This window comes from Gluconobacter sp. P1D12_c (assembly GCF_018812105.1).
Taxonomy (GTDB): Bacteria; Pseudomonadota; Alphaproteobacteria; order Acetobacterales; family Acetobacteraceae; genus Gluconobacter; species Gluconobacter oxydans_A.
Genome location: NZ_JACSIQ010000003.1, coordinates 114548 through 127825, shown reverse-complemented (window position 1 = coordinate 127825; position 13278 = coordinate 114548). Strand labels below are relative to the sequence as shown.

Sequence of the window (13278 nt, the reverse complement as noted above, 5' to 3'; positions counted from 1 at the left end):
TTAGTGCCCCTCCTGTCTCGGCATCAGCCAACTGCGCATCAGTGCAATACTTTCCGCAGGATGCGTTTCCACGAGGTCTACCACCCGCTGAACAGAGGACGCTCGAATACGGCCGGAAACGCCACTCACGGCCACCGTCTCTTCGTCACTCTCTGTTAGAGGCACTGTGGCATCATATGGAGCAGCCAAAAGAGCTGTCGGGTTCCCCGCCTCAGTCGCCAGTGTGCCCCCCAACTCAGGCAGAGAAACTCCGCCACTGCTTGCTTCAGAAAGAAGCTGCCCGGCCGGAAGCCCGCCCCCAGGGGGACGCAACAAGGGGCGTACGACAAAGAAAAGCACCATCAATAGACACAAAGCAAAAATACCGAAACGCGCAGCTTCCATTTCATTTGAGCGGCTCAAAATTCCCTTCAGAAACGTCTGTTGGGGCGCGGGCATTGTCGCTTCGATATCCGAAAACTGCATCGACATTACGGTAACAACATCGCCACGAGCCTGATCGAACCCAATGGCAGTCTTGGTCAGAGCCGTTAGTCTTTCCAACTCCTGAGTATTTCGTGGCTGCCAGACATGTTGACCTTTCACGTCCGTCTGAACGGCTCCGTCAACCATGACAGCAACACTGATACGAGAAATGCGCGGCTGATCCTGAACTAGGGTCCGAACCTTTTTACCAATCTCGTAATTATCCGTTTGCTCTTGCCTGCTGCTTTGACTTCCGTTCTGCGGCTGACCGGCGTTAGCATTCGGTAGATTGTTTCCGACCGTCGTATTTGCTGTTCCTTGTGTGTTTATACTTTTGTCATTTTTGGTTTGCTGAGAACGAAGAACCTGCTGGTCAGGGTCGTAACTTTCCTGAGTTTCCCGCACATGATCATTATTCATCGCCACGGTCGCTTCCACCCGCACACGCCCTATGCCGACAGAAGCTCCCAACATGTCCTCAACTTCACGGGAAATGCGTTGTTCCAACGCCTGCCGTTGCATTTCTGCCGTTTGATTACCATCGACGCTTCCCGCGCCCTGGCGCAGCAGGACATGCCCGCGATTGTCTACGAGTGAGATATTCTGCGCCTCTAACCCCGGTACCGCCGCAGAAACCAGGTTAACGACCGCCGCAATACTTTCCTCATCCAAACGGCGGGCGCCTTCCATTGAAAGAAGCACACTTGCCTGGGCGCCCTGCTCATTCGTAGAGAAAAGCTCTCTGTGCCGCAGAACAAGGTGAACACGAGCATTGCGAACACCGTGGATCAAGCGGATTGATCGCTCCAATTCCCCTTCCAGCGCACGCGTCTCGTTGATCGTTTGCTCAAACTGCGTGGCTGTAAAACTGTTTCCCTTATCGAAAATCTCGTATCCGACCGACCCGCCAGACGGCAGGCCACTTTTCGCAAGAAGAAGGCGTGCTTTTGCCACCTCGTCATCAGGGACCATGATCGTCGCCCCCTGATCCTGCAGGCGATACGCAATATGCGCCTTAGCAAGCTGATCTACGATCTCACCAGCTTCTCTGGGGTCCAGATCTCGATAGAGCAGTCCAGTAGTGGAATTTGCCCCGTGCATAACCAGAACTCCGAGCAACACAAGCAGCGCCGCCCCCACTCCCCCCAGAGCAGCCAGCCGTGGGAGGCCTAGCTGCTTCAGATTTGCGAGAAGAGCCTTCACTTAATCGCCCACCATACGGTCATCTGCGTACAAGCTTTTTCAGGAGATGCCTCAAGCCCTGCCCACATGCGCGTTCACCCTGTCCTGCTGCAATCACTGACAGACATTGTGGACAGAAAAGGTTAACGGACGCTTAAAACGATAGAATTTTCCGCCCTGACTGTTCAGGCTCCTGAAAATCCGTCCAGATCACTCAGCGGAACAGTCGCACTTCCCATCTGCACGTTAACGCCGCTCGATGTCCGTGTCAGACCTGTAACAGTACCGGAAACTGTTGTCGGGAAAGATGCCGTTTCTCCACTCGTCCCGGTCCCTTCAACAGCTACGAAATACTGACCATCAGACATTTGTTGTCCGCTGTTATCATTTCCGTCCCAAGACCAGGAATTTGTCCCCGCAGTGGCCGTCATCGTGTCGGTTTTGACAACCTGACCGCTCGCATCGGTCACGGCAATGGCTACAGGCCCAGCCTGCTCCGCTGTAAATGTCATGCTAGCCTTACCGCTTTGTAAGGGCAGCGAAGCCGTCGTGGCTGTCGTTGTTTTACCGACTAGCGCAATACCAGACGTGATCTGAGTGTCCTGCGTGGCAGAAATCAGGCTGGTAAGATTAGTATTGGTCTCAACCTGTTGCTGCACGCCTGCAAACTGCGCCAACTCACTGGTGAAGCTGTCCGTGCTGGTTGGATTACTGGGGTCTTGATGCTGAAGTTGAGTGGTCAGAAGTGTTAAAAACTGATTGAAATTCCCTGCCATGGAAGACAGTGCAGCGCTGCCCACACTACTTGCTGTGGATGTTGATGCACTCGACGCCTGAGATGACGCACTTGACTTGGCCGCCGAGACAGCCTGGTTCAGAAGCGATGATGACGTGACAGAAGAGACCATTAAAAAGCGTCCTTTAAGCGGTCAGATCAACAACACCGCGCAAAAATTTTCGAGGAGAAACAGAGGCGTTCTCACTGAGATCTTCAGACGAAGTCTCAGAGGAACCACAAGCCGTGAAGGGCCGTTTCTGACCCTCATCCCGGCCGGAATTTGTTGGATAGTCCTGCGAGAAAGATCCCAGTAAACCAAAACTGACCTCTGTAGATATCACAGGCTGATCTGCGGAGGCCGACACGAGGTTCTGGTTCAGCGACAACAATAAGCTTTCTTTATTTGTAGAAAGACTACGGAGCGCCTCCGAATTTTCAGCCAGAATATGGATGTGGCGTTCACCCCCTTTGTCCTCAGCAACGGACATCCGAATCTTGCCGTCATGTTCCAGGAAAATGTCGATCTGGGTATTGAGGCGCTGATCCGTTGCCTGATGAGTAATGACAGGGCCATTCAAGGATGACGGGCTGGCTTCGTCCCGTGTGGAGCTTGAAACGCTCGTATGTTCGGAGCCGGAATTCTGTAATTCCGGGGATGGAAGCTCCAAGAGTGATTCCGAAGTCTCGGCATTCGACGCCTGCAAGACATGAATATTTTCTGCCGACGTGGGAGACGCCACATTCACACTCTCTATTTCAGAGACTGTCCTGTCTTCCTTGACCTCAAGTGGGTCTATCGTGGATTTCGACGCGCCATCAAAAGAGGCGACACCAAGAGACAAATCAGACATCGAACTCTGGCCGTTGTCGCCTTCTAGATCCGACGCACACTGTGCGAATTGTTCTGCGTGTTGGCCCAGATCAGGTTCTTCTGTCGTCACAGGCTCGTCTACGACGTCGTTTTGCTGCACCGATGAAGACACTTCGGGAGCTTCCATGAAGGATGCATCCGTCGAAAATTTATGAGCGGATAGCTCTGATCCGCGTCGAGCAATGTTGACCGGGTTCGATATTTTCGAAGATTTTTCTGGAAGTGAATTCGAACGGACAGGCTGTGCAGAGACCTTCGTCGCTGAGCTCAAAGGTTTTAAACTTCGAGAGACCTCGCGGTTCTCTGTTGAAACAGGCTGATCCTTGGCGAACTCAGACCCTCTGTTTATCTGGACGTTCTTTTCACTCTGCAACCGCGGCGTATTTTTACGAGAGAGAGCGGCACAGTCAGAGGACGGAGTCTTCTCATGAACGTAACTTTTCAGAAAATCCTGAAACCGTTCTTCTGAGGCGAGTGGTGCACCAACAGGAAACGTGCTGCCACCAGTCGTTATTCCCGGCTTTGCTGCGGACAAAATCTGCGACAATGACAAGCCCTCCAGTTCCCGGGGAAACAACCGGTAAGGAGAGTGGCACGGCAGACGTAAATAAAAGGTTTATACGCGGCCCTTTCAAAGAGGCCGCGCACAAAACTCAGTTCTGAATGTGATCGTATCCAGGAGAACCAGGAAATGGCCCTCGCGTAACTGCTGCTGGCGCCGGGCAAACTGGCGGAACGCCATCAAGTGCAAAAGCCTGCACTGTGTGGGTCGATGCTGCCACGAGCCCCCTCACCGCAAGAGGCTGTGCCAGACGTACACCTGCCAGAAGTTCCTCTGGAAGAATGACAGTCGTCCCATCACGCAGCATCACACCTGTAGGCGTAATACGGGAAACAATCCCTTTCGTGACGGGCAGCGGTGACATGTCATACAGACATGGCGCGGCCTCGGCGACCATCGGGGCGGAGAAAGCCAGAAGCAGGCTTGCGAGAGCGAAAGGTTTCAATGCCGGAAATGCCTCATGCCAGTGAAGACCATGGCGATTCCAGCTGCATCTGCAGCGTCGATCACCTCCTGATCGCGGATTGAGCCACCGGGCTGAATCACAGCCACAGCACCAGCAGCAACAACACTCTCAAGGCCATCTGCGAACGGAAAGAACGCATCCGATGCGGCCACAGATCCCTTGGTCAACGGGGCAGTCTCACCCGCAACATTTGCAGCATCTTCGCTTTTGCGAGCAGCAATGCGCGCACTATCAACACGGGACATCTGCCCCGCACCAATCCCGACAGTCGCATTGTTGCGAACATAAATGACCGCGTTGGATTTCACGTGCTTGGCCACTCGGAACGCGAACAAGAGATCTTTCATCTCCGTTTCCGTGGGCGCGCGTTTGGTGACGACCTTCAGATCGCTCTCAAGGACGCGGCCTGCATCCCGGCTTTGCGCCAGAAAACCACCGGCGACAGAGCGAAAAGCCAGCCCATCAGCTTCCGGATCAGGCATTCCGCCAGTGAGCAATAGACGCAGGTTCTTCTTGCGAGAAAGAATTTCAATAGCCTGGGCGTCCGCATCCGGGGCAACAATCACTTCCGTGAAAATCGCACTGATACGTTGAGCAGTTTCTGCATCTAGCGTTCTGTTCACAGCTACGATGCCACCAAATGCCGAAACCGGATCACAACGCAGCGCCGCGATCCATGCCTGTTCCAGCGTTTCAGCAGACGCCACACCGCATGGATTGGCGTGCTTGACGATCACGACAGTCGGCGCATCAAACTCGGCAACAGCCTCGAACGCTGCATCTGTGTCATTCAGATTGTTGTAGCTCAGCGCCTTGCCCTGCACCTGGCGAGCCGTGGCAATGCCCGCCCGTGTGCTGCCATCACGGTAGAAAGCAGCTTTCTGATGCGGATTTTCACCATAACGCAGAAGCTCGTCGCGGGAGCCACTGAGCGTCAGAACAGGAGGCAACAATTCGCCAGCACGTTCCGCGAACCAACGGGAGATCATACCGTCATAAGACGCCGTATGGGCGTACGCAGCACCGGCATAATCACGACGCTCGCTCAAATACGTTCCACCCGCGTCCAGAGACTGAACGAAATCACCGTATTGCTGAGGAGACGTCAGGATCGTGACATGATCGAAGTTCTTGGCCGCAGCACGGATCATGGCCGGGCCGCCAATATCGATATTCTCGATACAGTCTTCATCGCCCGCGCCGGATGCAACCGTAGCTGCGAAAGGATACAGGTTAACGCAGACCAGATCGATTGGCACGATGCCGTGCTCTTCCATCTGGCTCAGATGAGCCGGCAGGTCACGACGTGCAAGGATGCCGCCATGAACCTGCGGCACCAGCGTCTTGACACGACCGTCAAGAATTTCGGGGAAGCCCGTATGTTCTGAAACATCTTTGACAGTCAGACCCGCCTCACGCAGCGCCCTTGCCGAGCCCCCCGTCGAAAGCAGTTCTGCACCGTGGGCGGCAAGCGCGCGCCCCAGTTCAATCAGTCCCGTCTTGTCAGAAACGGAGAGAAGGGCGCGACGGACGGGGAGTCGGGTCTCAGTCATGATGGAAATGCAATATCCTTCAAAACATGTCCGTGCAACCGCTGGTGATGCACGACGTAAGGAGCGTGACCACCAAATGGATCACGTCCCGCGAACCCTGCCCACCCTAATAGAAAAAGAGTAGGCAGAAGAAGCATGATCTCGCCCAGACCGCCTGTGCGGACATAGGGCCAGAAAGACAGTCTGGACCGGCTAAGGGGCGCCAGAAGCTGGCAGCCACCGGTTGGCAGGTCAGCCGCAATGTGGGTGGCAACGCCCAGTAAAAGAGCACCAATCGGGCCTCGCAGCGCACCTTCCCTCATAAAAGTCCCAACCAGAGCGGCGATCAAAAGCAATACAACACCGGAATGCGTTATCCCACGATGACCAAACGTCCGCGCCAGAAAACGGGACAGAAATTTGACCCGGGCCCCAAGCATGGAGCGCTCCGTATCAATGTCTGGAAGCAGGCTACCCAGCAACCCTGTACAGACCGAAAAAGGCTCAGGTGACAAGACATGCCAGCGCATCGCACACAAAACAGCAAATCCGCCAATCAGGAGATGAGAACGTCCAGTCACGGGCTCTTATGATCCGATTCGGACATTATCGGAAAGGGCCCTAACCCCTTTTCCTGCAAAGATATTCATAAATTCCATCCCCTCTTCTTCTGGGAATGTTCTTTATCCGTTCTCAAGCAGAGAAACAGGCCCTCAATGAAAAAAAGAAAGGCGATCCGGATAACTTCCAGACCGCCTTCCTGTTTTCAATGGAGCGAATAATTTACAAGGGATCTTAGCTCTGGCGCAAAAGAGCAGCAGCGGTAGCACGCTGCGTCACCGTCTTTGCGTCGAACTCACCTGCCGTAATCCACGATCCGCCGACACAGGATACAGAAGGAAGTGCCAGCCAGTCCGGAGCGCTCCCTTCAGTGATGCCGCCCGTCGGGCAGAAGCGGACATTGCCAAATACACTGGCCAAGCTCTTCAGCGCCGGAATGCCACCATTGGTCACAGCCGGGAAGAACTTGAAGCGTGTCAGGCCCAGATCCAGACCGCGCATGATGTCACCAGCATTTGCGACGCCCGGAAGGAAAGGCATGTCATGGTCGCGGGCAGCGTCAGCCAGCGGTGCGGTTAAGCCAGGGCTCACGATAAAGCGGGAGCCAGCCTTCACTGCACGCTCCAGATCCGTCGGGTTCAACACAGTGCCGGCACCAACAAACGCACCCTCAACCTTGGACATTTCCTCGATCACTTCGAGCGCACAAGGCGTCCGCAGCGTCACTTCCAGAGTGGTCAGGCCACCAGCGACCAGCGCTTCAGCCAAGGGACGAGCCTGTGCAACATCATTGACCACCAGCACCGGAATAACCGGGCAGCGGGTCATGACAGCATCAAGTTTGGCAGTATCAGTCATGAAATTTGGTCCTTAGTGAATGGCGTCGCCAACGGCTTCGATTACCTGATCCATTTGGGCCAGCATGGCCGATGCACCGGTTTCGGCCGGATCATGCACCGAACGCATAAGAGCAAACAACTCACGTCCGGTTCCGAGAGCAGGCGGCGGCGGCGCAACAGGTTCGCGTGCCTCCCATTCTGCTGGATCGACGAGAACCTCAATCTGCCCCGTTACGGCACACACCCGGATCATGTCACCATCCCGAACGCGGGCAATCGGGCCCCCAACCTGAGCTTCCGGGCCGACATGGATAGCAGCAGGCACCTTACCACTCGCACCTGACATCCGTCCGTCTGTCAGAAGAGCCACCTTGTAGCCCCGATCCTGCAACACGCCGAGCGTTGGCGTCAGTTTGTGCAGTTCCGGCATACCGTTGGCTTCTGGCCCCTGGAACCGCACAACAACGACGACATCCCGCTCAAGCTCACCATTCTGAAACGCCGTGGCGACATCATGCTGATCATGGAAAACGCGCGCCGGGGCTTCAATGGTCAGGAATTCTTCAGCAATGGCACTACTTTTATAGATGCCACGACCGACATTGCCCTGCATAAGCTTGATACCACCATCAGCCTTGAACGGCTCTTTGACGTCCCGGAGAATGTCACGGTCCAGCGATGGCTTGGCATGCGTGTAAACGACTTCGTCATCCTGCAGGCTGGCACGGCAGGCATAATCGGCAAATCCGCCGCGCGAGACCGTCATGATGTCCGTGTGCAGAAGGCCGGCACGGGAAAGCTCAGCAATCAGTGTCGGCATACCACCCACATGATTGAAGGCGTTCACGTCCTCAGAGCCACTGGGGTAAACGCGCGTCATCAGCGGAACTGCGGCTGAGAGGCGGCTCAGATCTTCCCAGTCAATGATGATACCAGCAGCTCGGGCAATGGCAGGCAGGTGGATGGTGTGATTGGTCGAACCGCCGGTTGCCAGCAATCCGACTGCCGCATTCACAATGGCCTTTTCATCAACACACTGCGCCAATGGGCGGACATCTTCGCCATTCAGGCTGATTTCCGCCAGACGATGCACGCTTGCGCGCGTCATGGCCTGCCGAAGCGGCGTGTTCGGATTGATGAAGGCAGAATCCGGCATCATGAGACCCATGATCTCAACCATCATCTGGTTCGTGTTGGCCGTGCCGTAGAAGGTGCATGTGCCAGCGCTATGGTAGGACGCGTTTTCCGCTTCCATCAGACGGTCCTGCCCGACCTTGCCCTGCACATAGAGCTGACGGATCCGCTGCTTTTCCTTGTTAGGAAGGCCTGACGGCATAGGGCCGGCCGGGATCAGCATTGTCGGCAGATGCCCGAAACGCAGAGCCCCCATCAGGAGGCCCGGGACAATCTTGTCACAGATCCCCAGAAGCGCGACACCTTCGAACATGCCGTGGCTCAGGCCGACAGCCGTGGACATGGCAATAACGTCACGGGAGAACAGGGAAAGCTCCATTCCCTCCTGTCCCTGCGTCACGCCATCACACATTGCTGGCGCACCACCGGCGATCTGAGCAGTTGCCCCAACTTCGCGGGCGAACAGCTTCATCTGGTCCGGGTAACGTCCATACGGCTGATGCGCCGACAGCATGTCGTTGTAGGTTGTCACAATCCCGAGGTTCGTGCTGGCCGGACGCATAAGCTCCGGCTTGTCAGACGCAGCCGCAGCAATGGCGTGAGCGAGGTTTCCGCAGGCCAGGCGTGGGCGGGAGACGCCTTTGGCCCGGTTTCGCTCCATCAGAGCAAGATAACGGCGACGGGAGACTTTCGAACGCTCGATGATCCGGGCGGTCACGCTCTCGACGACGGAATTCAAAGACATTGGAACACTCGCTGCTCGACTGACACACGCGCTGCCAGACGGAAAAAACGCTCTTTCCGCTGAAAGACACAGCCTCGTGAAGGGGCTACTTTCATACGGAACCGAACCTGGAACAGCAACACCTCACAATGCCTTTCCGAGAAAATTTATTATTTTTATTTCTCAGAATGGCTTTTTATCTTTTCATTTAAACCGTTTTTTTTCGAAAAAATGAAAATAAAGTACAAACTCAGATTTACCCAGTATTTTCAATATTATGTATTTTCATATACGCAGATGCGATGATGAGCAAATACTCAAAATGAATTCCTGCCACAGGAAATCAGAACGAAATTGATCCGGATTAATGATGAAATATAAATCAACTTTCATTTGATAGATTCTGAATTATGTTTTTATGTTTCTCGATATTGATTTTATATCCACTAGGATCTCATCATGCGAATTCTACTTCCCATCCTTGCATCAGCAGCTTTGACACTCTCCGCCATGCCAGCGCATGCCGGATCTCTTCATAAGGACTGGGAATCTTTCAAAGCCCACCGGGCATTCCATCACCTCTCTGCTGACGGACAACGCGCCGTTACGGACATTCTCAAGGCACGTCAGATCCTGAGTGCCGGACAGACAGATGCGGCCATTCCGGCTCTTTACGACGCCCAGAAGCGACTGACAGCCGCAACAACGGCCAGTCAGAAGTTCCAGGCCGCAGAGAACGATCTGCACGCAGCCCCACAGCACCCACTTTCCTCAACGCATCATGCGGTCTCCGGCCAGGTTGACTGGCTACCCGTGGGTGGTGAGTTCATTGCCAGCGAGACCCTTGCCCCGGAGCAGAAAGCAGCCGTCGCATCTGCAAATGCTCAGCTGAAGAACGGTGATACGGACTCAGCTGCCCAGACAATGAAAGTCGTTGGCCAGAATGCGGACTTCATTCTCGCCCTAGCCCCGATTGCTCCGTTCCAGGGTGCAATCAATCGGGCAACTGTCTTCACGGAAGGTCGCCATCCGCAACAGGCCGTAGAGGCTCTGGATGAAGCTCTGGATTCCATTGTGTTCGTGTCCGAAGACTTCGTTACGACACTGGCCCCAGCAAATCCGACCAAGAAGTAAGCTCTCGCGCACATCTAACGCGCGGAACCAGAAACAAAAAAAGGCGGCCTGCATATTCTGCAGGCCGCCTTTTTTGAATACGGACACTAAAGACCGAACACTTCAGTTCCAGAGAGAGATCGCCAATGGCAGCAGAATCTCGCTTTCCATTCGCGTCAGAAACGGCGCGACTTTTGGCGGCCAGCTTCCGGTAGCCACAGCAGCGGCCCTCTTTTCTGATCGTGCATTCAGGTCTGCATAAGGCCACAGATGCGCAATGCGCGGCGTGCCCTCAAGAGAGACGAGTGTGCACGTCAGCGGGGAGACCGCTTCTCTTTCCGGCACCGCAGCGAGGAAGCGCTCCTCAACGTCAGGCATGCCATCCGCCTTGGCCTCATAGCAGCGCCATTCATAGACACTTCCATAAGAGCCGGGGCTGGCGACAGGCGTGATGGCGCGCCAAGACGTCACTTCCACCCGAACCAGGTTCTCATGAGGCAGGCTAGACAAGACGTCTGGACGGCCATTCAAGAGCGCCTCGTAGGTCTGCGCTGTCCTGAGAAGGGTAATGCGGTTCAGGCGACCTATTTCGGTCACCCATGCCCCTACCCCCTCAAAACCTGAGAGAGCAGAGACCACCTGCGGGATATGCCCAGGCTGAACGTCCAGAAAGATGGTCTCTACATAACTCATCACGTTATCTCCGCTTCAGGATTTGGTCTGGGCGGCGACAAAGTTTTCCAGCCAGTGAATTGTGTAGTCACCTTTCTGGAAAGTCGGATCCGCCAGAATTTTCCGATGAAGCGGAATAACCGTTTCCACTCCATCCACCACACATTCATCCAGAGCACGCTGCATGCGGGCAATGGCTTCCTGACGCGTCGGCGCATGAACGATGAGCTTGGCAATCATGCTGTCGTAGTAAGGCGGGATGCGATAGCCAGCGTAAATGGCGCTGTCCATTCGCACACCAAGGCCACCTGGGGCATGGAAAACATTGACCGTGCCCGGGCTCGGCGCAAAAGTTTCCGGGTTTTCGGCGTTGATGCGGCACTCGATCGCATGGCCGGACATCTTGATGTCCTTTTGCGTATAACCGAGTTGCTCACCAGCAGCGATACGGATCTGCTCACGCACCAGATCGACACTGCACACCATTTCCGTCACCGGATGTTCCACCTGAAGGCGGGTATTCATCTCGATGAAGCAGAACTGGCCATCCTGATACAGGAACTCAAGCGTGCCAGCATTCCGGTAGCCCATGCGAGCCAGAGCCTCGGTCGAGGTCCGACCGATTTCTTCACGTTCGGCATCCGTCAGAGCCGGGGAACCGGCTTCTTCAAGCAGCTTCTGGTGACGACGTTGGAGGGAGCAGTCACGCTCGCCGAAATGCACCACGTTGCCATGGGCATCGCCAAGGATCTGAAGCTCGATATGACGCGGGCGATCAAGATACTTCTCGAGATAGACCTCGTCATTGCCGAAGGCGGCACGGGCTTCTGCACGAGCTACCGACCAGGCTTCCTCGATATCGTCTGCCGTCTGCGCAACCTTCATGCCGCGACCACCACCGCCGGCAGCGGCCTTGATCAGGACCGGATAACCGACCTTCTCGGCGACTTCACGGGCGGCCTGAATATCGACCAGTGCTCCATCGGAGCCTGGCACCAGCGGCACGCCAAGCGCACGCATGGTCGTCTTAGCCGTGATCTTATCGCCCATCGTGCGGATATGCTCCGCCGTCGGGCCAATGAACGCCAGACCATGCTCTTCAACGGTCTCGGCGAACTCGGCATTTTCTGACAGAAAGCCATAACCCGGATGAATGGCATCCGCGCCCGTAATCATGGCGGCGGACAGAATGGCAGCGACATTCAGATAAGAATCGCGCGCACTCGGCGGACCGATGCAGACGGCCTCATCGGCAAGACGCACATGCATTGCATCGGCGTCTGCCGTCGAATGCACAGCCACGGTTTTGATGCCCATCTCACGGCAGGCGCGCTGGATACGCAGCGCGATCTCGCCTCGATTGGCAATAAGGACTTTAGAAATCATTACTCGATGATCGCCAGAGCTTCGCCAAATTCAACAGGCTGCCCAGACTCGACAAAAAACTTTGTCAGGGTACCGGAGCGAGGAGCCTTGATCTGGTTAAAGGTTTTCATGGCTTCGATCAGCATGATCGTCTGACCGGCAGAAACGGTCTGACCTTCCTGAACGAAGGCCGGGGAAGCCGGATCCGGCGCCAGATAGGCGACACCCACCATCGGGCTGGGAACCGCACCAGGATGCTTGGCAGGATCAGCCGGAGGTGCCGCAACAGGAGCAGCGGCTGGTGCTGCGGCGGGAGCGGCCGCAACGGCTGGTGCAGCAGCCTGAACCACGTTGACGTTGCGCGCCACACGAATGCGACTATCAGCTTCGGAGATCTCGATTTCGGTCAGGCCGGTCTGCGTCAGAATATCGGCCAATGCCCGAATGGCATCCTTGTCCACGAGCATGCGGCTCATCCTTCGTCTTCGATCATGTCGGTTATTGCCTGAAGCGCATGCGCATATCCCCTGACGCCGAGGCCGCAGATCACACCGATGGCGGCCTGCGAGACGTAGGTATGATGGCGGAATGGCTCCCGGCGATGAATGTTGGAAATATGAACCTCAACTATCGGCAACTCAACAGCAAGAAGCGCGTCGAGCAGGGCAATCGAGGTATGCCCATAAGCAGCAGGATTAATCACGATTCCATCAGCGCGGCCGCGACACTCCTGCACCCAGGACACAAGTTCTCCCTCACCGTTTGTCTGGCGAAAATCGATCGCGACATCGAGGCGTTCAGCAGCCTGAATACACACCTGCTCGACATCGTCGAGCGTAGCGTGACCGTAGATTCCAGGCTGGCGTAGACCCAGCATATTGAGATTCGGACCGTTCAGAACGGCAATGAGAGGACGTTTCATCTGGCCGCGCGATAGCACTTTCGGAGCCGTCATGAAAGCGTCATCGCCCTAATCCTGCCGTCTTCGCAGGCTTCAAAAGGGGGACAGGCCCA

13 protein-coding genes are annotated in these 13278 nt (G+C 55.5%); 1 reads left to right on the top strand and 12 read right to left on the bottom strand.

Going from position 1 to position 13278, the window contains the following annotated elements:
• The 8 genes from fliF to edd all read right to left on the bottom strand — a co-directional run bounded on the left by fliF (position 1) and on the right by edd (position 9135).
• On the bottom strand, positions 1–1668 hold the full coding sequence (gene fliF, locus KP705_RS04440) for a flagellar basal-body MS-ring/collar protein FliF (RefSeq protein WP_046901141.1): 1668 nt from the start codon (positions 1666–1668) through the stop codon (positions 1–3).
• 164 nt (positions 1669–1832) lie between these two features.
• Positions 1833–2555, bottom strand: coding sequence for a flagellar hook assembly protein FlgD (locus tag KP705_RS04435; RefSeq protein WP_046901140.1), 723 nt, complete (start codon positions 2553–2555; stop codon positions 1833–1835).
• A 13-nt stretch (positions 2556–2568) separates the two neighbouring features.
• Entirely contained in the window at positions 2569–3423 is an 855-nt protein-coding gene (locus KP705_RS04430) for a hypothetical protein (protein ID WP_152659238.1), read from the bottom strand.
• A 526-nt stretch (positions 3424–3949) separates the two neighbouring features.
• Entirely contained in the window at positions 3950–4303 is a 354-nt protein-coding gene (locus KP705_RS04425; protein WP_046901138.1) for a hypothetical protein, read from the bottom strand.
• Complete coding sequence (purH, locus tag KP705_RS04420) at positions 4300–5877, bottom strand: bifunctional phosphoribosylaminoimidazolecarboxamide formyltransferase/IMP cyclohydrolase (RefSeq protein WP_046901137.1); 1578 nt, start codon at positions 5875–5877, stop codon at positions 4300–4302. Before purH ends, KP705_RS04425 begins: the two co-directional genes overlap by 4 nt.
• Positions 5874–6437 carry a metal-dependent hydrolase gene (locus tag KP705_RS04415; RefSeq protein ID WP_080951476.1) on the bottom strand — a complete coding sequence of 188 codons (564 nt, stop codon included), beginning with the start codon at positions 6435–6437 and terminating at the stop codon, positions 5874–5876. The genes purH and KP705_RS04415 overlap by 4 nt, the downstream gene beginning before the upstream one ends.
• Before the next feature lie 214 nt (positions 6438–6651).
• Complete coding sequence (gene eda / locus KP705_RS04410) at positions 6652–7275, bottom strand: bifunctional 4-hydroxy-2-oxoglutarate aldolase/2-dehydro-3-deoxy-phosphogluconate aldolase (RefSeq protein WP_099213145.1); 624 nt, start codon at positions 7273–7275, stop codon at positions 6652–6654.
• A gap of 12 nt (positions 7276–7287) precedes the next feature.
• The gene (edd, locus tag KP705_RS04405) at positions 7288–9135 is read right to left on the bottom strand and encodes a phosphogluconate dehydratase (RefSeq protein WP_046901135.1); all 1848 of its coding nucleotides are present in this window, start codon (positions 9133–9135) and stop codon (positions 7288–7290) included.
• 438 nt (positions 9136–9573) lie between these two features.
• On the opposite strand from edd, the gene KP705_RS04400 reads away from it, so the two are divergent.
• Positions 9574–10248 carry a YfdX family protein gene (locus tag KP705_RS04400; RefSeq protein WP_215764103.1) on the top strand — a complete coding sequence of 225 codons (675 nt, stop codon included), beginning with the start codon at positions 9574–9576 and terminating at the stop codon, positions 10246–10248.
• Positions 10249–10350: 102 nt separating this feature from the next.
• Here KP705_RS04400 and KP705_RS04395 read toward each other — a convergent pair whose 3' ends face one another.
• From KP705_RS04395 to aroQ, 4 genes are read right to left on the bottom strand one after another with little or no spacing between them, the layout of a single operon-like run.
• Positions 10351–10920: an NIPSNAP family protein gene (locus tag KP705_RS04395; RefSeq protein ID WP_046901133.1), complete on the bottom strand. Its 570-nt coding sequence runs from the start codon at positions 10918–10920 to the stop codon at positions 10351–10353.
• A 15-nt stretch (positions 10921–10935) separates the two neighbouring features.
• Positions 10936–12285, bottom strand: a complete 1350-nt coding sequence (gene accC, locus KP705_RS04390) for an acetyl-CoA carboxylase biotin carboxylase subunit (protein WP_046901132.1) — start codon at positions 12283–12285, stop codon at positions 10936–10938.
• Positions 12285–12740: an acetyl-CoA carboxylase biotin carboxyl carrier protein subunit gene (locus tag KP705_RS04385; RefSeq protein WP_203547725.1), complete on the bottom strand. Its 456-nt coding sequence runs from the start codon at positions 12738–12740 to the stop codon at positions 12285–12287. Before KP705_RS04385 ends, accC begins: the two co-directional genes overlap by 1 nt.
• A complete protein-coding gene (aroQ, locus tag KP705_RS04380; protein ID WP_023943307.1) occupies positions 12737–13186 on the bottom strand; it encodes a type II 3-dehydroquinate dehydratase in 450 nt (149 codons plus the stop codon). Before aroQ ends, KP705_RS04385 begins: the two co-directional genes overlap by 4 nt.
• Between the last annotated feature and the right edge of the window lie 92 nt (positions 13187–13278).

Coding starts and splice junctions, on each gene's coding strand:
- KP705_RS04435 (WP_046901140.1), bottom strand. CDS start 2,555: ATGGTCTCTTCTGTCACGTCATCATCGCTTCTGAACCAGGCTGTCTCG.
- KP705_RS04430 (WP_152659238.1), bottom strand. CDS start 3,423: ATGGAAGCTCCCGAAGTGTCTTCATCGGTGCAGCAAAACGACGTCGTA.
- purH (WP_046901137.1), bottom strand. CDS start 5,877: ATGACTGAGACCCGACTCCCCGTCCGTCGCGCCCTTCTCTCCGTTTCT.
- eda (WP_099213145.1), bottom strand. CDS start 7,275: ATGACTGATACTGCCAAACTTGATGCTGTCATGACCCGCTGCCCGGTT.
- edd (WP_046901135.1), bottom strand. CDS start 9,135: ATGTCTTTGAATTCCGTCGTCGAGAGCGTGACCGCCCGGATCATCGAG.
- KP705_RS04400 (WP_215764103.1), top strand. CDS start 9,574: ATGCGAATTCTACTTCCCATCCTTGCATCAGCAGCTTTGACACTCTCC.
- KP705_RS04395 (WP_046901133.1), bottom strand. CDS start 10,920: ATGAGTTATGTAGAGACCATCTTTCTGGACGTTCAGCCTGGGCATATC.
- accC (WP_046901132.1), bottom strand. CDS start 12,285: ATGATTTCTAAAGTCCTTATTGCCAATCGAGGCGAGATCGCGCTGCGT.
- KP705_RS04385 (WP_203547725.1), bottom strand. CDS start 12,740: ATGAGCCGCATGCTCGTGGACAAGGATGCCATTCGGGCATTGGCCGAT.
- aroQ (WP_023943307.1), bottom strand. CDS start 13,186: ATGAAACGTCCTCTCATTGCCGTTCTGAACGGTCCGAATCTCAATATG.